Origin of the sequence: Mycobacterium xenopi (genome assembly GCF_009936235.1) — a bacterium.
Taxonomy (GTDB): domain Bacteria; phylum Actinomycetota; class Actinomycetes; order Mycobacteriales; family Mycobacteriaceae; genus Mycobacterium; species Mycobacterium xenopi.
This window is the reverse complement of the sequence record NZ_AP022314.1, coordinates 4347980-4368588: the sequence shown is the minus strand read 5'-3', so window position 1 is coordinate 4368588 and position 20609 is coordinate 4347980. Positions and strand designations below refer to the sequence as shown.

The 20609-nt window shown below is 67.7% G+C and carries 19 protein-coding genes and 2 pseudogenes; 8 read left to right on the top strand and 13 right to left on the bottom strand.

The genetic code is table 11. The features are described 5' to 3' along the window. Position 1: 1 nt before the first annotated feature. From MYXE_RS20945 to MYXE_RS20920, 6 genes and pseudogenes are all read right to left on the bottom strand, one after another. A complete protein-coding gene (locus MYXE_RS20945) occupies positions 2-784 on the bottom strand; it encodes a DUF1295 domain-containing protein (protein ID WP_085196799.1) in 783 nt (260 codons plus the stop codon). Further along, positions 781-2051 (bottom strand): annotated as a pseudogene (locus MYXE_RS20940) (class I SAM-dependent methyltransferase). The gene MYXE_RS20945 and the pseudogene MYXE_RS20940 overlap by 4 nt, the downstream one beginning before the upstream one ends. Then, positions 2048-2746, bottom strand: coding sequence for a DUF1365 domain-containing protein (locus MYXE_RS20935; protein ID WP_003923280.1), 699 nt, complete (start codon positions 2744-2746; stop codon positions 2048-2050). Before MYXE_RS20935 ends, MYXE_RS20940 begins: the two are co-directional and overlap by 4 nt. After that, positions 2740-4047, bottom strand: a complete 1308-nt coding sequence (locus tag MYXE_RS20930) for an NAD(P)/FAD-dependent oxidoreductase (RefSeq protein ID WP_039891406.1) — start codon at positions 4045-4047, stop codon at positions 2740-2742. Before MYXE_RS20930 ends, MYXE_RS20935 begins: the two co-directional genes overlap by 7 nt. 73 nt (positions 4048-4120) lie before the next feature. After that, the gene (locus MYXE_RS20925) at positions 4121-4591 is read right to left on the bottom strand and encodes an SRPBCC family protein (RefSeq protein WP_003923278.1); all 471 of its coding nucleotides are present in this window, start codon (positions 4589-4591) and stop codon (positions 4121-4123) included. A 176-nt stretch (positions 4592-4767) separates the two neighbouring features. Beyond that, a complete protein-coding gene (locus MYXE_RS20920) occupies positions 4768-6795 on the bottom strand; it encodes a prolyl oligopeptidase family serine peptidase (RefSeq protein ID WP_112650222.1) in 2028 nt (675 codons plus the stop codon). 57 nt (positions 6796-6852) lie between these two features. Between MYXE_RS20920 and exaC the strand changes: the two genes are divergently transcribed. The 8 genes from exaC (at position 6853) to MYXE_RS20880 (ending at position 14518) form a co-directional block, all read left to right on the top strand. Continuing rightward, complete coding sequence (exaC, locus tag MYXE_RS20915; RefSeq protein ID WP_085196793.1) at positions 6853-8376, top strand: acetaldehyde dehydrogenase ExaC; 1524 nt, start codon at positions 6853-6855, stop codon at positions 8374-8376. Between the two features lie 10 nt (positions 8377-8386). Further along, complete coding sequence (locus MYXE_RS20910; RefSeq protein WP_003923274.1) at positions 8387-8884, top strand: DUF779 domain-containing protein; 498 nt, start codon at positions 8387-8389, stop codon at positions 8882-8884. A gap of 30 nt (positions 8885-8914) precedes the next feature. After that, a complete protein-coding gene (locus MYXE_RS20905; protein ID WP_085196791.1) occupies positions 8915-9193 on the top strand; it encodes a putative holin in 279 nt (92 codons plus the stop codon). Next, on the top strand, positions 9186-9713 hold the full coding sequence (locus tag MYXE_RS20900) for a hypothetical protein (protein ID WP_003923272.1): 528 nt from the start codon (positions 9186-9188) through the stop codon (positions 9711-9713). Before MYXE_RS20905 ends, MYXE_RS20900 begins: the two co-directional genes overlap by 8 nt. 159 nt (positions 9714-9872) lie before the next feature. Next, entirely contained in the window at positions 9873-11243 is a 1371-nt protein-coding gene (locus MYXE_RS20895) for a cryptochrome/photolyase family protein (protein WP_085196789.1), read from the top strand. Between the two features lie 13 nt (positions 11244-11256). Then, positions 11257-11736, top strand: coding sequence for a TspO/MBR family protein (locus tag MYXE_RS20890; RefSeq protein WP_039891405.1), 480 nt, complete (start codon positions 11257-11259; stop codon positions 11734-11736). Between the two features lie 54 nt (positions 11737-11790). Next, positions 11791-13149 (top strand): TIGR01777 family oxidoreductase, encoded by a 1359-nt coding sequence (locus MYXE_RS20885; protein ID WP_085196787.1) that lies wholly within the window; start codon positions 11791-11793, stop codon positions 13147-13149. Beyond that, positions 13139-14518, top strand: a complete 1380-nt coding sequence (locus MYXE_RS20880) for a DUF2867 domain-containing protein (RefSeq protein WP_085196785.1) — start codon at positions 13139-13141, stop codon at positions 14516-14518. Before MYXE_RS20885 ends, MYXE_RS20880 begins: the two co-directional genes overlap by 11 nt. Positions 14519-14546: 28 nt before the next feature. On the opposite strand, the pseudogene MYXE_RS20875 reads toward MYXE_RS20880, so the two are convergent. The 7 genes and pseudogenes from MYXE_RS20875 to crtI all read right to left on the bottom strand — a co-directional run bounded on the left by MYXE_RS20875 (position 14547) and on the right by crtI (position 20601). Next, positions 14547-15555 (bottom strand): annotated as a pseudogene (locus tag MYXE_RS20875) (DUF5914 domain-containing protein). Next, positions 15552-17075 (bottom strand): FAD-dependent oxidoreductase, encoded by a 1524-nt coding sequence (locus MYXE_RS20870; RefSeq protein WP_112650223.1) that lies wholly within the window; start codon positions 17073-17075, stop codon positions 15552-15554. Before MYXE_RS20870 ends, MYXE_RS20875 begins: the two are co-directional and overlap by 4 nt. Beyond that, a complete protein-coding gene (locus MYXE_RS20865; protein ID WP_085196941.1) occupies positions 17072-17797 on the bottom strand; it encodes a class I SAM-dependent methyltransferase in 726 nt (241 codons plus the stop codon). Before MYXE_RS20865 ends, MYXE_RS20870 begins: the two co-directional genes overlap by 4 nt. Further along, on the bottom strand, positions 17794-18120 hold the full coding sequence (locus tag MYXE_RS20860) for a lycopene cyclase domain-containing protein (RefSeq protein ID WP_003919747.1): 327 nt from the start codon (positions 18118-18120) through the stop codon (positions 17794-17796). The genes MYXE_RS20865 and MYXE_RS20860 overlap by 4 nt, the downstream gene beginning before the upstream one ends. Next, positions 18117-18461: a lycopene cyclase domain-containing protein gene (locus MYXE_RS20855; RefSeq protein WP_003919746.1), complete on the bottom strand. Its 345-nt coding sequence runs from the start codon at positions 18459-18461 to the stop codon at positions 18117-18119. Before MYXE_RS20855 ends, MYXE_RS20860 begins: the two co-directional genes overlap by 4 nt. 2 nt (positions 18462-18463) lie before the next feature. Then, the gene (locus MYXE_RS20850) at positions 18464-19411 is read right to left on the bottom strand and encodes a phytoene/squalene synthase family protein (RefSeq protein WP_085196939.1); all 948 of its coding nucleotides are present in this window, start codon (positions 19409-19411) and stop codon (positions 18464-18466) included. Then, positions 19408-20601, bottom strand: a complete 1194-nt coding sequence (crtI, locus tag MYXE_RS20845) for a phytoene desaturase family protein (RefSeq protein ID WP_332102253.1) — start codon at positions 20599-20601, stop codon at positions 19408-19410. The genes MYXE_RS20850 and crtI overlap by 4 nt, the downstream gene beginning before the upstream one ends. Positions 20602-20609 lie beyond the last annotated feature (8 nt).

The following is a 20609-nucleotide window of genomic DNA, read 5'->3' as shown; positions in this document are numbered from 1 at the left end:
GTCATCTGCGTGCCGATCTGGGCGGCCAGGGGACGAAAAACGATGTCCGCGCCTTGTATTCGTCGAAGCCAGGGCGGCCCTGCATGTACTTCTCAGTGCGTCGACCACCGGTCGCGTAGACCAGAAAATAGGTCATGAGCAGTGGTGAGGGCAGCGTGGCCAGCGCCGTCCACCCGGTGACCGTGATCAGCCACAGCCCCCACCACACGCAGGCGTCGCCGAAGTAGTTGGGGTGGCGCGTCCACGCCCACAGGCCCCGGTCCATCACCTGACCGCGGTGCGCGGGATCGGATTTGAATGCCCGCAGCTGCCAGTCGGCCACCGCCTCGACGGTGACGCCGACGGCCCACACCACCAGACCGATCGCCGGGATAGCGAGCAACCGTCTCGGCGTCGAACCGGTGACTGCCGACAATTGCACCGGCAACGAGACAAACCATGTCGCGAAGGCTTGGGCGACAAACACTTTGCGCACCACCTGGCCCAAGGTGGCACCCCGCAGCAGGTCGGCATAACGGGGATCCTCGCCGCGTCCGGCCGTTTTTCGGTATACATGCCAGCTCAACCGCAGCGCCCACAGCCCGACCAGCATCACCAGCAGGTATCGACGCGACGCGTCACCTCGGCCGAGCATGGCCGCGACGACGGCCACCGCACCGAAGCCGACGCCCCAGGCCACGTCCACCACGTTGTAGCGTCCAAGCCGCCGGCCGATGAAGAAGGTAGCCGCGTGCAGCACAGCGAGCACCAAAGCCGACACCCCGGAGACCACCGCGAAGTTCATCGGCTGTGCTCTCGTGCGAACGTCCACTGATAGACGTTGAGGTAACCCGACCGAAAGCCCGCCTCCGAATATGCCAAATACAACTCCCACATTCGGGCGAAGACATCGTCGAAACCTAAGTCTGCTAATCGGTCTCGCCTCTGGCTGAACCTCTCCCGCCACAACCGCAGGGTCTCGGCGTAATGCGGACGCATCGCCAGTAGGTCAACAGGACGTAAAGCGGTGTAGCGCGCGGTGATTCCCAGAATGGCCTCCGCTGAGGGAATCAGGCCGCCGGGGAAAATGTACTTCTGCATCCACGTGTGTGTCTTGCGGGTGGCCATCATCCGCGCGTGTGGCATGGTGATCGTTTGAATCGCCACGCGGCCACCCGGTTTCACCAGCCGCTCCAAAGCTCGGAAATAGTGCGGCCACCAGCGGTACCCGATGGCTTCGATCATCTCCGCCGACACCACCGCGTCATAGCTGCCTGTCACGTCGCGGTAGTCGCACAGGTCGATCTGCACCCGCTCCGACAGTCCCGCGGCGCAGACCCGTTGGCTGGCAAGCCGTTGTTGCTGGGCCGACAAGGTCACCGAGCGGACATGCGCTCCTCTTGCGGCCGCACGGATGCACAGCTCGCCCCAACCGGTCCCGATCTCCAGTACGCGGCTGCCGCGACGCACTCCGGCAGCGTCAAGCAGCCGGTCGATCTTGCGTCGCTGCGCCCCGGGCAGGTCGGACCACGACGCCGGTAGGTCGGTGAACAATGCGCACGAGTACGTCATGGTTTCGTCGAGAAACTCCGCGAACAGCTCGTTGGACAGGTCGTAGTGCGCGGCCACGTTGTGCCGAGCCTGAGCCGTGCCGTCGCGCGGCGGACGAGGTTGGGCGATGTGAGCGATCGGGCGTAACCATTGAATCGGCGGCGGCACCAGATCCGACACCACGGTCGCCAAGACGGTCAGCAGCCCACAGAGGTCGTCGGAGTGCCACTCGCCGGCCATGTAGGACTCGCCGAAGCCAATGAGTCCGTAGCGGCCGACCCGGCGCGCGAAACGGTCCGGCCGGGCGATCACCAATGCGGGTGAGGCGGCATCGCCCGCGCCGACGACAGTGCCGTCAGGGTAGACCAGCCGCAGTGGCAGCTCCGCAGCCGCCCGGCGTAGCAACCACTCGGCGATCGCCCCGCCCGCTGCGGCGAGGAGGCCCGACGGCACTTTCGCCACCGCCGCCATCGTCGGGCATCGATCGCCGGCGGTCGTGGCCTGCTGACGGTGACGTTCATCGCGGTACCACGGGAACTCGTCGCAACCACAACTTGATTCCCTGCACCCGGATACGCAGCGCCACCATCATCGGCGCCAGCGGCGCCACGATCTGCATCCGCAGCACGTGCCACACCGTCGCCGGTAATCGCTTGCCGCTCAAGGTCGCAACGAAAGCTGGCTGGCTATCACGGTGCAACGCCACCATGATCCGCAGGTGGCTGCCGGGCCTAGGCGCCCGCACTGTGTAGTACCCATCTACCGGATTGAACGGTGAGACGTAGAACGCCTTAGCGACCCGCACCGGTGATTCGGCGGACGGCAACAGGTAGGCATGCCGACCGCCGTAGGTGTTATGCACCTCCGCGATCACACGGCGCACGGCGCCGCCGCGGTCGTGGCACCAGAACAGCGACAGCGGGTTGAAGACGTAGCCGAGCACCCGTGCCTGCAGCAGTGCCGTGACGGGGCCAGCGGGTGGCGTGATGTCGTGCTCGGCGAGGAACGCGGAAACCCTGTCGCGCAACGAATCACCGGGGTGACCGACAAGGTGGTCGTGCGGTTCGAACCGTGCGAAGGAGCTCAGCCACCACGGCAGCCGCGGGAGATCATCGATGTCGACATACCAGCTATAGCTGCGGTACCGGAAGCGGTGGCGCACCGGGGCCTGTCGACTGTGAGTGATGGTGGTCCGATAAATCGCAGGGGTCAGCATGCGACGGCCTCTTTCGGTGCGGCAGCCGCTGGCCAGTCCACGCCGAGACGCCGGGCCGCGCGGAGCCCCGACGCTGCCCCGTCCTCGTGGAAACCCCAGCCGTGATAGGCACCCGCGAACACCACGTGGTCGTCGTCGATGGTCGGCAACATCCGTTGAGCCGCAACAGATTCCGGTGTGTACAATGGATGGGCGTAGATCGTCTCGGCGAGCACCGATCGTGGATCGACCCGGTCATGGCCGCCGAGGGTCACCAAAAATCGCCGGCCGCCGGGGATCCGCATGAGTCTGCTGACGTCGTAGGTGATCAGCACTTGGTCGCTGGTAGAGGTGATCAGGTAGTTCCACGAGGCGCGGGCGTGGCGACGGCGGGGCAGCAGCGACTCGTCGGTGTGCAGCAGCGCGCGGTTCGGGCAGTAGCGGATCGCGCCGAGAACCGCGCGCTCGTACGGCGAGGGGTCGTCGAGCAGCAGCAACGCCTGGTCGGGATGGACCGCGACGACGGCCGCGTCGAAGAACCGCGGCGCGGCCTCGCCCGCCTGCACCTGCACACCGTTGGGCAGCCGGCGCAACCAATGCACGGGCGTCCCGGTGCAGACCTCATCGAGCCGCGAGGCGACTGCCGCTACGTAGGTTGCCGAGCCCCCGCTGACGGTGCGCCATGTCGGTGAACCAAACACCGACAGCATCCCGTGGTTGGCCAGGAAGACGAATAGATACCGCGCCGGATAGCGCAACGCGTCGCCGCCGCCACAGGACCACACGCCCGCCACCAACGGTGTGATGAAGTGGTCGACGAAAAACGCGGAGAAGCCGTGTCGGTCCAGAAAGCTGCCAAGGGTTTCGAGGTCGTCGTCGGCGCCGTTGCGCAGCAGCCGCTTCGCGGCACGGTGGAAACGGACGATTTCGGCGAGCATGCGCAGGTAGCTCGGTCGAAGCGACTGCCAGCAGGCGAATAGCCCCCGCATGCCAAGCGCGCCGCCATATTCGAGACCGCTGTTTTCGTCGGTGATCGACATCGACATCTCGGATTCCTGAGTGGTGACACCGAGCTCGTCGAACAGTCGGCACAGGGTCGGGTAGGTGCGGTCGTTGTGGACCAGGAATGCCGAGTCGACCGCGACCACGACGCCGTCGCCGCGGTCGACGAAGTGGGTGTGTGCGTGCCCGCCGAGCCGGGCGTCGGCCTCATATAGGGTGACCCGGTCTCGCCGCGACAGCACATAGGCTGCGGTGAGGCCCGCCACGCCGCTGCCGATCACCGCGACGGAGCGTGCCGGTGCATCGAATCGTCGTCGCACATGAGGGATTCGGAGCCGAGCGGGGCGCGGACGGCGCGCTACGACGCCCGGCCAGCCCGCGGGCCGGTAGGGGTCAGCCGCCGTAGCGGTCCGCGAGCCGTCGCAGGGTGGCTTCGATGCCGGCGGCGTTGCGCTTGGCGAAGCCGGTCAGCTCGTAGTACTTGAGCCAGTTCTTCACCGGTCCGGCGTCGCGATAGTCGAAGGTCTCGGTGACCCGGGTCTTGGTGGGCGTGATCGCGGCGAACTCCCAGCGCCAGCGGTGGCCGACGGGGTGGCGCCATTCGATGAGCCGGTCGGGTTCGAACGCGGTCACCGTGCTGGTGATGCGATAGGGCATGCCGAACATCTTCATCTTGGTGGCAAATCGCGCACCTGCTTCGAGACGCTCGGGTCCGCGGATGTTCGCTCCGACCGTGCCCGAGCCGTCGAGCTCATGGTGGCGGCGCGGGTCGGCGACGATGGCGAACAACTCACTGGCCGGCGCGGCGACCTCAACCGCGCGACTCACCTGTTTGGGTCCGGCGTCGACGGTGATGACGGTCATGCCCTGAGGCTAGTCCTCGGCGTGGCGTTCCTGGTCCCATCGCTCGAGGCGCGCTTGCAGCTCGACTAGGCCAAGGCCCGCCACCGGGCCGCCAATCGACAGGCAGGCCAGCAGTAATGGACTCATCTCGACCTCCTCGACTCCTATTGGTGAGACGGTCGGCGCGGCCAAGAGGTTCAATGCTCCTGGCCGAGCATCCGCCACAGGAACGAGAAGCTTAGTGCCGCTTTGAATGCGATCTGCGCGTTGTCGGCCGCGCCGGCGTGTCCGCCCTCGATGTTTTCGTAGTACCAGACCCGGTGCCCGGCGGCCTCCAGCGCTGCGGTCATCTTGCGGGCATGCCCCGGATGTACCCGGTCGTCGCGCGTCGACGTGGTGATCAGCACCGGCGGATAGTGCGCGTCGGCGGAAATATGTTGATACGGCGAGTATTCGGAGATGAACTCCCAATCGTCGGGATTGTCCGGGTCACCGTATTCGGCCACCCACGATGCACCCGCCAGCAGCCGGTGAAACCGGCGCATGTCCAGCAGCGGCACCTGGCACACCAGCGCACCGAAGAGCTGCGGATACTGGGTGAGCATGATGCCCATCAGCAACCCGCCGTTGCTGCCGCCCTGGGCGCCGAGCCGGTCGACAGTGGTGATGCCGCGCTGTACCAAATCCGTTGCCACCGCGGCGAAGTCCTCGGCCACCAGGTGCCGGTGCTCCCGCATGGCCTGGGTGTGCCAGCGTGGTCCGTATTCACCGCCGCCGCGGATGTTGGCCAGCACATAGGTGCCGCCGCGGGCGAGCCACAACCGGCCCAGCACCCCGTCGTAGCCTGGCGTGCGCGCCACCTCGAAGCCGCCGTAGCCGGACAACAGCGTGGGCCCGGGCCCCGAGACGTCGCGCGGGCGGACGACAAAGTACGGAATCGACGCGCCGTCCTTAGATGCGACGAAATGCTGTGTGACGCTGAGGTTTCCGGCGTCGAAGAACGACGGTGCGGATTTGATTTCTGCCAGCGGCTCGTCGGTAGTGCCGCGCAGCAGCCGGGACGGGGTGTCGAATCCGCTGGAATCCAGGAAGATCTCGTCGCCGGTGTCGTCGGCGGCGGCGATCACCGTCGTCGCGGCGGTCGGCAGGCCGGGCACCGGTTGGCGCGCCCAGCTGCCCGGTGTGACGGCCTCGACCCGGCTGGCCACGTCGGCCAGCGTGACCAGGAAAAGCCGGTCGCGGGTCCAGGCGTACTGGTGCAGGCAGGTGTGCTCGTCGGGCTCGAATACCACCTGTAAGGACGCTGTTCCGGCGAGGAATTTCTCGTAGTCGGCGGCCACCAGCGAGCCGGCCGGGTAGCACGCGGTGCCGGTGGACCAGTCCGTGCGCAGCTCGATCAGCAACCACTGCCGGTGCACCGAGAGGGTCGCGTCGGTGGGTGCGTCGATTCGGATGAGCTCATCACCGCGCAGCTCGTAGACCTCGTCGTTGAAGAAGTCGACTGCCCGCCGCAGCAGGGTGCGCTCGAAACCGGGAGTGCGGTCGACCGAGGCCGCCACCAGGACGTCACTCCGCGACCCTTCGAACAGCGTCTGTGCCTCGGTCAACGGCTGCCCGCGCCGCCATCGCTTGACGAGGCGCGGATAGCCGGATTCGGTCAGCGAGTCGTGGCCGAAGTCGGTGCCCACCAGGACGGTATCCGCATCGGCCCAGCTGATGTACGTCTTGGCTTCGGGCAGCGCGAACCCGTCGGGGACGAATTCACGTGTGGCCATGTCGAGTTCGCGGATCACCGCCGCGTCTGAGCCGCCACGGGACAGGCCGATGAGCGCCCGGGTGTACTCGGGTTCGAGGACGGTTGCCCCGGCCCACACCCAGTTTTCGTCGTCGGCGCGGCTCAGTTCGTCGACGTCGATCAGTACCTCCCAGTCCGGTTTTTCGCTGCGGTAGCTCTCCAGCGTGGTGCGCCGCCACAGGCCGCGCGGGTTGGCGGCATCGCGCCAGAAGTTGTAGAGGAATTCGCCCCGGCGGCGCACATAGGGGATGCGGGCGTCGGTGTCGAGCACCTCCAGCGCATCGGCGCGCATCCGCTCGAAATCCGGACCGCCGAACTCGGCCACGGTCGGCTCGTTGTGCGCCCGAACCCAGTCCAGTGCATCCTCGCCGGTGATGTCCTCCAGCCACAGATACGGGTCGTCCAACGGTTCAGCGGCCATGGAACACATTGTGGCCGCAGCGGTACTGTGAGCTGTGTTACAGCAAGCAACGAGGAGCTGATACCGATGACCGTCTACGCACGCCCGGGTTCGGCCGGGGCGCTGATGTCGTATGAATCCCGGTACGGCAACTTCATCGGCGGCGAGTGGGTCCCGCCCGTGCACGGCCGCTACTTCGAAAACCCGACGCCGGTGACCGGCCAGACTTTTTGCGAGGTGCCGCGCTCCGACGACGCCGACATCGACAAGGCGCTCGACGCCGCCCACGCCGCCGCGCCGGCGTGGGGCAAGACAGCTCCGGCCGAGCGGGCGGCGATCCTCAACAAGATCGCCGACCGCATCGACGCCAACCGCGAGGCGCTCGCGCTGGCCGAAGTCTGGGACAACGGCAAGCCGATCCGCGAAGCGCTGGCCGCCGATATCCCGTTGGCCGCCGACCATTTCCGGTATTTCGCCGGAGCGATCCGCGCCCAGGAGGGCACACTCTCCCAGATCGACGAGGACACCGTCGCCTACCACTTCCACGAGCCGCTCGGCGTCGTCGGCCAGATCATTCCGTGGAACTTCCCGATCTTGATGGCGTCGTGGAAGCTCGCGCCCGCGCTGGCCGCCGGTAATGCCGCGGTGCTCAAGCCGGCTGAGCAGACCCCCGCGTCGGTGCTGTATTTGATGTCGCTGATCGCCGACCTGCTGCCGCCGGGCGTGGTCAACGTCGTCAACGGGTTCGGCGCCGAGGCCGGCAAGCCGCTGGCGTCGAGCCACCGCGTCGCCAAGGTGGCGTTCACCGGGGAGACCACCACCGGGCGGCTGATCATGCAGTACGCCAGCCAAAACCTCATCCCGGTGACGCTGGAGCTAGGCGGCAAGAGCCCGAACATCTTCTTCTCGGATGTGATGGCTGCCCACGACGACTTCCAGGACAAGGCGCTGGAAGGCTTCACCATGTTCGCGCTCAACCAGGGCGAGGTGTGCACCTGCCCGTCGCGCAGCCTCATCCAGGCCGACATCTACGATGAGTTCCTGGAACTAGCCGCCATCCGCACCAAGGCCATCCGGCAGGGCGACCCGCTGGACACCGAGACGATGCTGGGCTCGCAAGCTTCCAACGACCAGCTGGAAAAGGTGTTGTCCTACATCGAGATCGGCAAGAGCGAGGGTGCCAAGATCGTCACCGGCGGCGAACGCGCCGAACTGGGCGGGGACCTCTCCGGCGGCTACTACGTGCAGCCGACCATTTTCACCGGCCACAACAAGATGCGCATCTTCCAGGAAGAGATCTTCGGGCCGGTGGTGGCGGTCACGTCGTTCAAGGACTACGACGAAGCTATCGCGATCGCCAACGACACCCTCTATGGGCTGGGCGCGGGTGTGTGGTCAAGGGACGGCAACACCGCCTACCGGGCCGGCCGCGACATCCAGGCCGGCCGGGTGTGGGTGAACTGCTACCACCTCTACCCCGCGCACGCAGCCTTCGGCGGCTACAAGCAGTCGGGCATCGGCCGGGAGAACCACAAGATGATGCTCGACCACTACCAGCACACGAAGAACCTGATGGTGTCCTATTCGGAGAAGGCACTCGGGTTCTTCTGATGTGCGCGTGATGAACACACCGCCGCCCCGGGTGGTGATCACCGCGGCCGCCGCGCAGCTGCTGCGCCAGCTGCAAGAGCGCCACGGCCCGGTGATGTTCCACCAGTCCGGCGGCTGTTGCGACGGGTCGTCGCCGATGTGCTATCCGGACGGGGACTTCCTGGTCGGCGACCGCGACGTGCTGCTCGGTGTGCTCGACATCGGCGACGGGGTCCCGGTGTGGATCTCGGGTCCGCAGTTTGAGACGTGGAAGCACACCCAGCTTGTCATCGATGTGGTGCCGGGCCGCGGCGGCGGGTTCAGCCTGGAAGCACCGGAGGGGATGCGCTTCCTGAGCCGCGGACGGGCCTTCAGCGACGCCGAGAACGCGTTGCTGGGCGACGCGCCGGTGATCACCGGCGCCGACTACGAGCGTGGTGAGCGCCCGCCGTCGCGCGGCCCGGTTGTCGCGCAGGCCGCCGACGCATGTCCGGTACCCGCAAGGCGCGCCGGGGAAGTGACGCGCTAGCCGACGGCTGCGCCAGTAAGGTCGTAAGGCGTGATTCCGCTTCCACGTGCCTGGCTGCTCGCCAGCGCCATGCTGGCCGGCACCGCGACGGGGTTGCTGGCGGCAGCGGCGGCCACCGTGAGTGTCCATACCAGGGTGCGGCCGGATGTCGTGATCGCCTTGGTGGTCGGGGTGCCCAGTGCGCTGGGCCTGTTGCTGATCCTGTTATCCCGGCATCGCTGGGTGACCGCCCTCGGCGCGTTTCTCCTCGCGCTGGCACCGGGGTGGTTCGGGCTGCTCGTCGCGATCCAGGTGGGCGCCAATGCCTGACGACGAATCGCAGCCGAAGACCGAGCCGTACACGCCGACCTTTGACACCGGCGCGATTTCCCAGCCGCTGGAATCCGCCGCGGACCAGGCAGCGGCCACCGGGCGACACGCGGCCCCCGATCCGGTATCGACAGCCGAGGCGTCACCGTCTGAGCCCATACCGGCGCCGGTGCAGCCAGTCATCGTGCCCGGCCGGTACTACTTCCTGAAGTGGTGGAAGCTCGCCCTGCTCGTCGGCGCAGTGTGGGTCGTCGCGGCGCCGATCGGGTTGGGCCTGTTCTATTGGTGGTATCACTCGATCAACAAGACCCCCGCGGTATTCGCGGTCCTGGTCTACGTCGTCGTCTGCACCGTCGCAGGGTTGATGCTGGCGATGGTGCACGACAGGCCGCTGCTTTCGGCGCTAGCGATCGCGGTGATGTCGGCGCTGTTCGCGTCGGTGGCGGCGGCGGCACCGCTGTACGGCTGGTACTACTGCCAGCGGATGCCGCACTGCCTCGTCGGGATCATCCCGTACTAGAGCTAACGATGCATAAATGATGCAAATTTGGTTTGGCTGGTCCTGAGCGACGGGTAGATTCGCTAAGTGAGCCCGCCCGGCGCTGCAGTGCCGCGCGACCCAGCCCGATCGCTGCCGCGTTCGAGCTGACGGCGGCTACTGCGCGAAGGATTCGAAGCCATGACCGTGACGATGGCCCTGTTTACCAGGGACTTGCGGGTTCACGACAATCCCGTGCTGACCGCCGCCCACCGCGGCGGCGACGCAGTCGTGCCGGTCTTCGTCCTCGACGAAGCGATCCTGTCCAGCGACTATGTCACGCCCAACAAGGCCGCGTTCCTGGTTGACGCGCTCACCGACCTCGACGACGAACTACGTCGCCGAGGTGGCCGCTTGATCGTGCGGCGCGGGCAGTTCGTCGACGAAGTGCTGCGCGTCGTCGACGAGTTGTCGATTACCGACGTCCACATCGCCGCCGATGTGAGCGCCTACAGCCAGCGCCGCGAACGGCGATTGCGCCGCGCGCTGGCCGGGCATGGCTGCGATCTGCATGTCCACGCCGGCTCCATCACGGTGGCCGAGCCGGGCAGCATCGTGCCGAGCGGCGGCGATCACTTCACGGTGTTCACGCCCTACTACCGGCGCTGGCTGGCCACGCGGGGCCGCAAACCGTTGCGGGCCCCAACCACGTTGACCGTTCCGCACAGCCGCGGCGAGCCCATCCCCCGCGCCGGCGAGCTGTGCCCAGGGGCCGCCTCGCCGCGGCTGGCCACGGGTGGGGAGAGCACTGGGCGGCGGCTGCTGAGCCGCTGGCTTTACACCGGGGTCGATCGCTATGACAGCCGCCACGACGACCTGGCCGCCGACGCGACCTCACGCCTTTCGCCGTACCTGCACTTCGGGTGCCTGTCGCCCACCGAAATCGCGCACCGGACAACGCAGTCCAGCGAGGGACGTAAATCCTTTGTCCGCCAGTTGGCCTGGCGTGACTTCCATCATCAAGTCCTCGCCGCGCGGCCGGAGGCGGCCCGCTCCGACTACCGAACCCACCACGACCGCTGGCACCACAATGCGCGCTGGCTGGACGCCTGGCGCGATGGACGCACCGGCTATCCCATCGTCGACGCCGGGATGCGGCAGCTGGCTGCCGAAGGCTGGATGCACAACCGCGCTCGTCTGATCACCGCGAGCTTTCTGGCCAAAACTCTCTACCTCGATTGGCGACTCGGTGCCGCTCACTTCATGAGCCTGCTGGTCGATGCGGACGTGGCCAACAACCAACTCAACTGGCAATGGGTGGCCGGAACCGGCACCGACACCCGACCCAACCGGGTGTTGAACCCGATACGGCAGGCCCAACGCTACGACCCCAACGGCGATTACGTGCGGCGCTGGATCCCTGAGCTGGCCGACATTTGCGGCCCTGACATCCACACACCGTGGCAACGGCCCGGGGCAGCCCCTGATTATCCGCCGCGCATCGTCGATCACCTGGAAGCCGCCACCGACTTCAAAGCCGCCCGAAGCGGCGCTACACCCACCACGCAGTGAAAGGACAGTTGCGTTGAACAAAACAACATTGACCGGCACGGGCCTCGCGGTGGCCGCGGCTTCCGGCGTGGGCAGCATCGCCAGCCGACGCCGCTCCGAGCACTGGTACGCGCGATTGCGCAAACCCCGCTACGTTCCGCCAAACTACGTATTCCCGCTGGCGTGGACCACGCTGTACGGCGATATCGCCGTCAGTTCCGCTGCCGCCATCGACCGCTTGAACGCCGAAAACCGTGGTCCGCAGGCCCGCAAATTGGTTGCTGCGTTGGCCACCAACCTTGTCCTTAACGCCGGGTGGAGTTGGCTGTTCTTCAGACACCGCAAGCTGGGTGCCTCCGCGGCCGCGGCCGCCGTGCTGACACTCAGCAGCTCCGACCTGGCCCGACGCGTCGGTGAAGCGAATCAGCCGGCCGGGATTGCGCTGACCGCCTACCCGCTGTGGTGCGCGTTCGCGACGCTGCTGTCCACCAGAATTTGGTGGCTCAATCGTTAACGCCCCAACGCTTTTGCGCTGAGGGCCTGGCATTTGGACCTTGAGAGGTCAGCCATGGGCATCGAATACCACAGCATCGTCGGGCACCCGCAGCCCGATGTCTTCGCCTGGCACACGCGGCCAGGCGCGATGGCCCGGCTGATCCCGCCCTGGCAGCCGATGACAGTGCTGGCCGAAGCCGAGTCGATCGCCGACGGGCGCGCTGTGCTGGGGCTACCCGGCGGCTTGCAGTGGGTGGCGCAACACCGTGCCGACGAGTTCGAGCCGCCGCACAAGTTCGTCGATGTGATCTCGTCAGCGGGGCCACGGTCTTGGCCGCCGCGGTTGGTCGGTTGGTGGCGGCACACACATGAGTTCAACGACGGCGGCGACGGCACCACCCTGGTGCGCGACCGGGTCGACACCCCGGTGCCGAGCACGGCGCTCAAGTCCACCTTCGTGTATCGGCATCGTCAGCTCGCCGACGATCTGGCCGCACACCGCGACGCCGCCGAGCATGTGACGAGACCGCTCGTGGTGGCGCTCACCGGGGCGTCCGGTTTGGTCGGCTCGGCGTTGACCGCGTTTCTCACCACCGGAGGGCATCGGGTGATTCGGCTGGTCCGTCGAGCGGCGACGACGGCCGAGGAACGCGAGTGGGACCCGGCCGCCCCGGCCGAGGGCCTGCTGCGTGGGGTGGACGCGGTCGTTCACCTGGCTGGCGCATCGATCGCGGGCCGGTTCACCGAACGGCACAAGGCGGCCGTCCGCGACAGCCGCATCGAACCCACCCGTCGGCTGGCCGCAGCGGCCGCGACCGCGGAAAACGGCCCGTCCGTATTCGTCAGCGCTTCGGCCATCGGCTACTACGGGTACGACCGGGGCGATACGCCATTGGGCGAGGACAGTGCGCGCGGCACCGGCTTTCTGGCCGACGTGGTCGCCGACTGGGAGGCCGCGACGACGCCCGCCGCCGACGCGGGTGTGCGGGTGGTGTTGGTGCGCACCGGGATCGTGCAGGCTGCTCGCGGGGGCACGTTGAAGTTGTTGCGCCCGTTGTTTTTTGCCGGCGTGGGTGGGCGGCTCGGCAGCGGCCGCCAGTGGCTGTCGTGGATCGGCCTGGACGATCTGACCGACATCTACTACCGTGCGCTCTACGACGCCCGGCTGAGCGGACCCGTCAATGCGGTCAGCCCGGTCCCGGTTCGCAACAGCGACTACACGAAAGCCCTTGCGCACCTGCTGCGCCGTCCCGCCGCTTTGCCCGTTCCGTCCCTGGCACCGCGAATCCTGTTGGGCCAGCAAGGCGCTCGCGAACTCGGCGAAGCCGACCAGCGGGTGCTGCCGGCAAGGCTGCAAGAGCTGGGTCACCGGTTCCGTCACCCCACGGTGCAGCAGGCGCTGGCTCACCAGCTCGGGCACGATGCCGACTGAAGTGAACGACGAGGGTGAGATGCGCTGCTTGGTAACCGGGGCGACGGGATACGTTGGTGCTCGTCTGGTGCCGAGGCTTCTAGGCCGCGGCTATCAGGTGCGGGTATTGGCTCGAAACCCGCGGAAGCTGGACGAAGTTCCTTGGCGTGAAAGCGCTGAGGTGGCGTGTGGTGATCTCAGCGCCGCCGAAACCCTGCCTGCCGCGTTCACCGGCGTCGACGTCGTCTATTACCTGGTCCATTCGATGGGCTCCAGCGCGGACTTCGCCGCGGAAGAGCGCCGCGCGGCGATGAATGTGGTAGCTGCCGCCCGTGCTGCCGAGGTTCGCAGGCTGATTTATCTCAGCGGGCTGCATCCCTCAGGCGCGCGGTTATCCCCGCATCTCGAGTCGCGGACCACTGTCGGCGACATTCTGCTCAGCTCGGGTATCGAGACTCTCGTGCTGCAGGCCGGGGTGATCATCGGTTCCGGCTCCGCCTCTTTCGAGATGATCAGACATCTCACCGACCGGCTGCCGGTGATGACGACACCCAAGTGGGTGCACAACAGGATTCAGCCGATCGCGATCCGCGACGTCATGCACTACCTGGTCGAGGCCGCCGAGGCAACAGTGCCGACGTCGCGAACCTGGGACGTCGGCGGACCCGATGTGCTGGAGTACGGCGAGATGATGCAGGTCTACGCCGAGGTGGCCGGATTGCGGCGGCGTGTCATCGTGGTCTTGCCGTTCCTGACGCCGACGATCGCCAGCTGGTGGGTCGGCCTGGTGACGCCCATCCCGGCGGGGCTGGCCCGACCGCTGGTGGAGTCCTTGCACTGCAATGCTGTCATGGCCGATCACGACATCGACACCGTGATCGCACCACCAGCGGCGGGTCTTACGGGTTACCGCGATGCGGTCAAGCTGGCACTGCTGCGCACCACCCAGGCGAAGGTCGAATCCTCTTGGAGGTCAGCCGCATCCGACGGTGAGCCATCCGAACCGTTGCCCAGCGATCCGAAATGGGCGGGTGAGGTTGCTTACACGGCCAGCCGTTCGGCCTGGACGCCTGCAACTCCCGCCGAGCTGTGGAAATCGATCAACGACGCGGCGGCTCACCATCGTTGGCGGCTGGAAAAACTCGAACCCGGCGAGTTGCTGCTTTTGCGCAGCCATACTCGGGGGCCGGGCCAAGCCTGGCTTGAGATGCGCGTGCGCGAGGCCGCCGGATCCGGCAGCCACTATGAGCAACGCTCGATCTTCTATCCGCACGGCATTGCCGGCCGCATTTACTGGTATGTCGGTTTGCCGTTGCACCGCAACCGGTTTCGTCAAGTATTCCGAAACGTCACTGCCCGCGCCGCTGCGGCCCACGGCAACGGGTCGTGACCGCTTAGCCAAGCTTCAGGCGCGGGCGTCAAGTTCGACGGGTGCGCAAGCGGTAGCGGCGTTCGGCGTAGGCGATGTCGTCACGCCATAGCCGCGCCGCGGCGCGGCGCATCAGCGGAGTGAACAGCGGCGCAACCCGCACCGCGTGGGCGAAGCCGGGTCGGTCGGAATGCGCGACGACGGCTTCCAGCACCACCGTGCGGGGTAGGCCATCCGGACCCAAACCCATTGGAGTGGCATGGGTTTCGACCACACTACCCGTGCCTTCGCCGTCGACGATGCGCATCACGACGGTTCGCGGCTCGGGACTGGTGAATTCGGCGACCACCGGAACCCCGAACCGGCCGATCCGAAACGTCACCGCGACCAGGAAACGATCGCAATCCTGGGGCACGTCGGCGCCGGGCACCGGCGCGCTCAGCACGCGCAGCGGCTAAGGAGTACGGGTGCAACCAGGCGCCGTGCCAGGGGTCGAAGCGGTTGGCGACGATGTCGCGCGGTTCGCAGCGGCCGACCAGGCGCGCCACGGCGTGCAGGTGGGCGGTGTCCGGGCGATCGGGCACCACCGGACAGTCGCTCGGCGGCTCACCGCCGAGGTCATCAAGGCGCACCCAGGCCAGCACCCCGTCGTCGTATGCAGGGTATGGCTCCCAGCCGAACCGCGGCCCGCCGTCGAGGCGAAGGCCGTGCCACGGACAGATCAGTGCACCGCAGTCGAGCTTGCCGGCGGACAAATCGGCGCCCAGATGCGGACATGTGCCAGGCCCGGCGTGAAGCGCGCCGCCTGCGCCACGCCAGGCCACGATTTCGCGACCGCCGACGGTCGTCCCGAACGGGCGACGGCCGATCTGGGCGCTGGCGGCGATCACGTACCAGTTGCCGCTGGGCCGCAGCTGTGACCGGCGCACCGCGCCGTCGATGACGGCCGGTTGCGCCTCGGCGAAGGTCGGTTGCTGCGCCGCCCACTGGGTAGCTGGCAGCGGCTGCAGCGGCGAGGTTTTCGACCACCACGACTTCAGGCCGTCGAAAATGCTCATCGGCGCCGCCCCGCCTTCTGGGCAAGCCAGCGCAGCACCGTCGAGCGGCCCGCGATCGGCACGGTCTGCAGCGTGTGACCCGCCAGGCCGAAATGCGCGAGCAGATGGTTCGCCGCCGCCCAGCCCGTCGTCGCGGCCCGCTCCATCAGCGCGACCGGCAAGTCGATCCGGATACCGTCGCCGGCCAGCGCCAGGCCCGGATGGGGCGTGACGACACCCGGGCGCCAAGCGAAATCGCCGGGGGCAAATCGTGGGCAGTCGTCGGCGCACAGCACCCGTTCGCCGAGGGATCGCGCGGCCGCGGTCTCCGGGTACAGCTCGTGCAGTCGGCCCAGCAGCTGGCTACCCAAGCCGTCCAGCGGGCTGGTCACCGCATACGAGTGCAGTTCGACGACCGAGCCGCCGGTGCGAGCAGCCCACTGTGCGGCTTGGTGTTCGTAGCGTTCCAGCACGCTGACGTTGTCCAGCGGCGGGCGCCCGCCGGTGCCAAGGAAAGCCGCCCGCTCGGCGCGCACCGGCCGGTCGAGCCACAGTCGCTGAACCACGAAGGGCGGCGCGGTGCGCAGCGCGGCGATGCGTCGCCGCCAATCTTCGGTGCCCAATCCCATCGAATTGCATACGATCTGGCGCAGTCCCCGGACGTCGGCGCTCAGCACCACACCGTCGGCCGCCATGTCGGACTCACCCTCGCAACGCACGACAAATCGTGGACCCGGCTCGACCGCGGTCACCGACACCCCGGTGTGGAAACGCACACCGCGGTCTTCCAGATAGCAACGCAGCGGATTCCACAGCGCCGCATCGAAATTGGCGTTGACCACATCGAAGATGATGCCCTCGCTGGAACCCAGGAAGTAAATGTGAAACATGGTGGCCAGTTCGGCGGCTGACAGCTCGGCGGGTTCGGCGAAGAAGCTGCGGGAGAACACCTCGAAAGCCAGATGCTGTGCGGCGTCGGGAAAGTTGATCTCACGCAGGAATGTTAGGGCGTCCAGGTGGTCGAGGAGCCGGTAGATCTCGGGCACCGACACCGCCGCCAGCGGCGCCGCGGCCCGAGCGTTGAGCCGTGCCAGGTCGCGCAGCCGAAAAGTCGGGCTGCGCAGCGCGAAAACCAGCGCGTTGAACGGCGGAGTTTTGGGGAGGCCGCGGAACGTGTCACGTCGGCCGTGCGCGTCGACCAGCGGGTAGTCCGCTAAGGGCTGCAACATGCTCAGGCCATGATCGATGCGGCGCAACAGGTTTCGCAGGTTGTAGTACTGGCGGAAGAACGCGTGGAAGCCGCGGTTCATGGCTACCGGGGTGCCGCCTTGAAGTGTCTCGGTCCAGCCGCCCACCCGCCCGCCCAGATAAGGTTGGCGCTCGATGACGTCGACGGTAACCCCGCGCTCGGCCAAGCCGGTGGCGGCGGCCAGGCCCGCGATGCCCGCGCCGACGACCACGGCGTGGGGCCGTCTAGGCAAGGTGGCCGCATCGGCCGAACCCACGGGCGCGGGATGCGTAACACGGCGGCGATCAGTCATCGCGGCGCCTCCGCGAGGAACGTGTGCACCATGTGCCGTTGCCAGCCGGGCATGGTTTGGCTGCTTACCGCACTGAACCCGTTGTCGCGCAGCCTGTCCCGAAAGGCAGCCGCGCCGTCGAAATCGTTGACGCTGCGCCGCAGGTAGCGGTACAGGCTGGGGTCTCCGCTGGCCAGCCATCCTGCGGGGATGACCACGGCCCAGCACAACATGTTCCACGCCGCTGTGGCGAGCGCCGAGTCGCGCACCGAATATTCGTGCACCGCCAGCAATCCGCCGGGGCGCAGCAGCCCGCGCAGCGTGCGCAGCCCAGCGTCCGGGTCGGCCAGGTTGCGCAGCAGGTAGGCGGCGAAGACGGCGTCGAATGGTCCTTCGATGTCGGCCGTGCCGAGATCTTCGACACGGCCGAGCACGAACCGCACTGTCGGCGGCCACGGCTTGGCAGCGGCCTGGGCCAGCATGCCCGCCGACGCGTCGACCGCCACGATCTGGGCGTGCGGCGCGACCGCGAGCAGGGCGGCGGTGGATGCTCCGGTCCCGCAGCCAGCGTCGAGCAGCCGCAGTCCGCGGCCCTCATCGGGTAACCGCATGCGGCGCACCGATAGTCGCAGCTGCTCGTGATAGCCGGGACTGGCCGCGACGAGTTTGTCGTACACCGCGGCGGAAGCGTCGAACGCGGCGGGCACGTCGGCATGCGGCAGCCCGCGGAAACGGCAGGTCACGAGGCATCCTGTCGGTCGCGCCGCCGCTGGTGTTCCCACAGCAGCAGCACCGCGGTCACCAGCGCGAAGCCGAACATGAAGTCCTCGACCGGAATATCGAATGGAAACCGGATGCCGCTGGTGTGCCGCTCGTCGTAGCTGACGATCGGCGCGCTGCGCTTGGTCAGCCAGCCGTCCACCGGAATCTGAAAGCCCAGCACGATCACCAGGGAAATCCAGTACGCCAGTCGGCGAAACAACCCGGTGTGCAGCGCCGCGAACTCCAGCGCACACACCGCGACCACCGACGCGACAGCGGGCAGCGTGTATCCCAGGCCGCTCATGACCGCCGCACCGACCTGATCCGGATTCGGCGCAGCCGGCCCAGAATTGCACTGACCGCGTTGTAGGTAAGGAGCCCGCACAGCGGGATGACGAGGAAGAACAGCACCTCCTCGATCGGGATGCGCCCGGGCAGCACGACACCTGTGGTGAAGCGCGGGCTGTAGGTCCACACATGGGCGGCGATGGCCGCCACGTCCCACGCCACGAACACGGCCGCGACCGGCAACACCGCGGCCAGCAGCCGCCGGGGCTGCCGGTATACGCCGGCGCCGAACATCTCCAGCGGCGCGGTGACGGCCAGGCAGCAGGCCAGCACGACCAGGTATTGCCAGCGGTCCATGGTTAGCCCTTACCCCCGCGCAACCGCGCCGCCCATGCCCGCAACAGGCCCGCGCCGGCCACCTGCAGCCGCCGCCCGGTGCCGACGGTGGCGCGCTGGCTGAACACAGCGAAGTCGATGTCTTCGATGCGGTCCAGTATCTCCGAGTACAAGGTCGAGGCCACCGCCACGCAGGGGCGTGATCGCGGCTGCAGCATCGCGATGCCGCCGCGGGCATAGTCATAGATCTTGCGGGTGACCGCGTGCTGCTCGACCAGCGCGGCCCGCACTCTGGGGTCGGTGCGTCGGTGGGTGTGGCACCACATCAGCACGTCGCGGTCGACATCGTGGGCGGCCAGCTCGTCAGCGGGCAGATAGATCCGCCCGCGCTGCAGATCCTCGTCGATGTCACGCAGAAAGTTCGTGAGCTGAAACGCTTTTCCCAGTGCCGCGGCGTACGGGGCGGCTTCTTCGCGAGGAGCGACGGTGCCGAGCACCGGCAGCAGCTGCAGCCCGATCACCTCGGCTGAGCCGTGCACGTAGCGGTCCAGCGCATCCCGGTCGGGATAGTCGGTGACGGTCAGGTCCATTCGCATCGATGCCAGGAAAGCATCGAACAGCTGCCACGGGATCGCGTAGGCGCGGGCGGTATGCACCACCGCCGTCAACGCCGGGTCGTCGTCGGTCCGGTGGCCGTGCCTTAGCCGGTCGGCCAACCGAGCGGCCAGACATTGCAGTCGCCGGGCCCGCTCGGTGGTGCTAAGCCCCGGGTCGAAATCGTCGAGGATGTCGTCGGCCTGCCGGGCAAACCCGTACAGCGCGTGCACCGCGGGCCGCTGATCGGGCGCGAGCAGCCTGGTCGCCAGGAAGAAGGTGCGGCCGTATCGCGCGTTGAGGCGGCGGCAGTGCCGATACGCGGCCCGCAGCGCGGGGTCGCGCACGCCGGCGGCGTCGAGTTCGGAACCGATCATCGCGGCCGGCCCGGTAGGCGGGCAACGGTCGTCCGGGTGGCCGCCCCGGTGATCCGGTCAGCGGCCAGCCGCCCGGACAGCAGCGCAGTGGGCACACCCACGCCGGGCACGGTCGACGATCCCGCCAGCACCACGTTCTCGACGCCGCGCAAGGTGTTGGCCGGGCGGAACGGCCCGGTCTGAGTGAACGTGTGCGCCAGCGCGAACGGGGTGCCCGCAGCCATCCCGTCGCGCGCCCAATCCGCGGGAGTCACGACGTGCAGCACTTCTGCGTCGGCCCCGAGTTGGGGCAGCCGATCGGTCACCGTGGCGATCAGCTCGTCGGTGTAGGCCCGCCCGGTTACGTCCCAATCGACAGTCCCGACAACGGTGTTGGGGGCCGGCGCCAGGATGTAGAGCAGGTCACGGCCGGCCGGCGCCAAAGCGGGATCGCCGGCGGTGAGCCTGCTGACCAGCAGCGAGGGGTCAGCCATCAGGCGGCCGTCGTCGATGATGTCGCGAAATGTCTTTTCCCAAGCGCGGCCGAAAAGGATTGTGTGCAGGGCAGTTTCGTGCTCTGCCGCCCGGCATCCGACGTGCACGACGACCGCCGACGGCGCGTGCCGCAGCGGCAGCAGCCGGCGCGGCGTTCGGCCCAACAGCCGGTAGGTGTCGGGCAGTTCGGTGGTCAGCACCAGCGCGTCGCACCCGATCCGCTCACCCGTATCGGTGCGCAACCCAACCACCCGCCCGGCGCGGGATTCTAAGGCGGATACTGTTGCACCGTAACGGAATTCGACTCCGGCATTGGCCGCCGCCGCGGCCAGTGCATCGGGCAACGCCCGCACTCCACCGCGCGGAAAGTACACCCCGGCGACGGTGTCCATGTAGGCGATCACGGCGTAAACAGCCAGCGCGCGCTGCGGAGGGACCCCGGCGTAGAGGGCCTGGAAGGTGAATACTCGCCGCAGTCGTTCGTCGGTGATGAACCGGCCCACCATCGTGTCCCACCGGCGGAAGCCCCCGATGGCGGCCAGCCGCGCCAGCTGGGGGGTGACCAGCGACAGTGGCGAGTCGAAGTTGGCGGCGATGAAACTGTCGAACTCGACCCGATACAGCCGGGTGAGCCAGTCCCGCAACCGTCGGTAGCCGTGGGCCTGATCCGGGCGGCGAACCGCCGGATCTCGGCGGTCATCGCGGCCGCGTCGCAGTGCACATC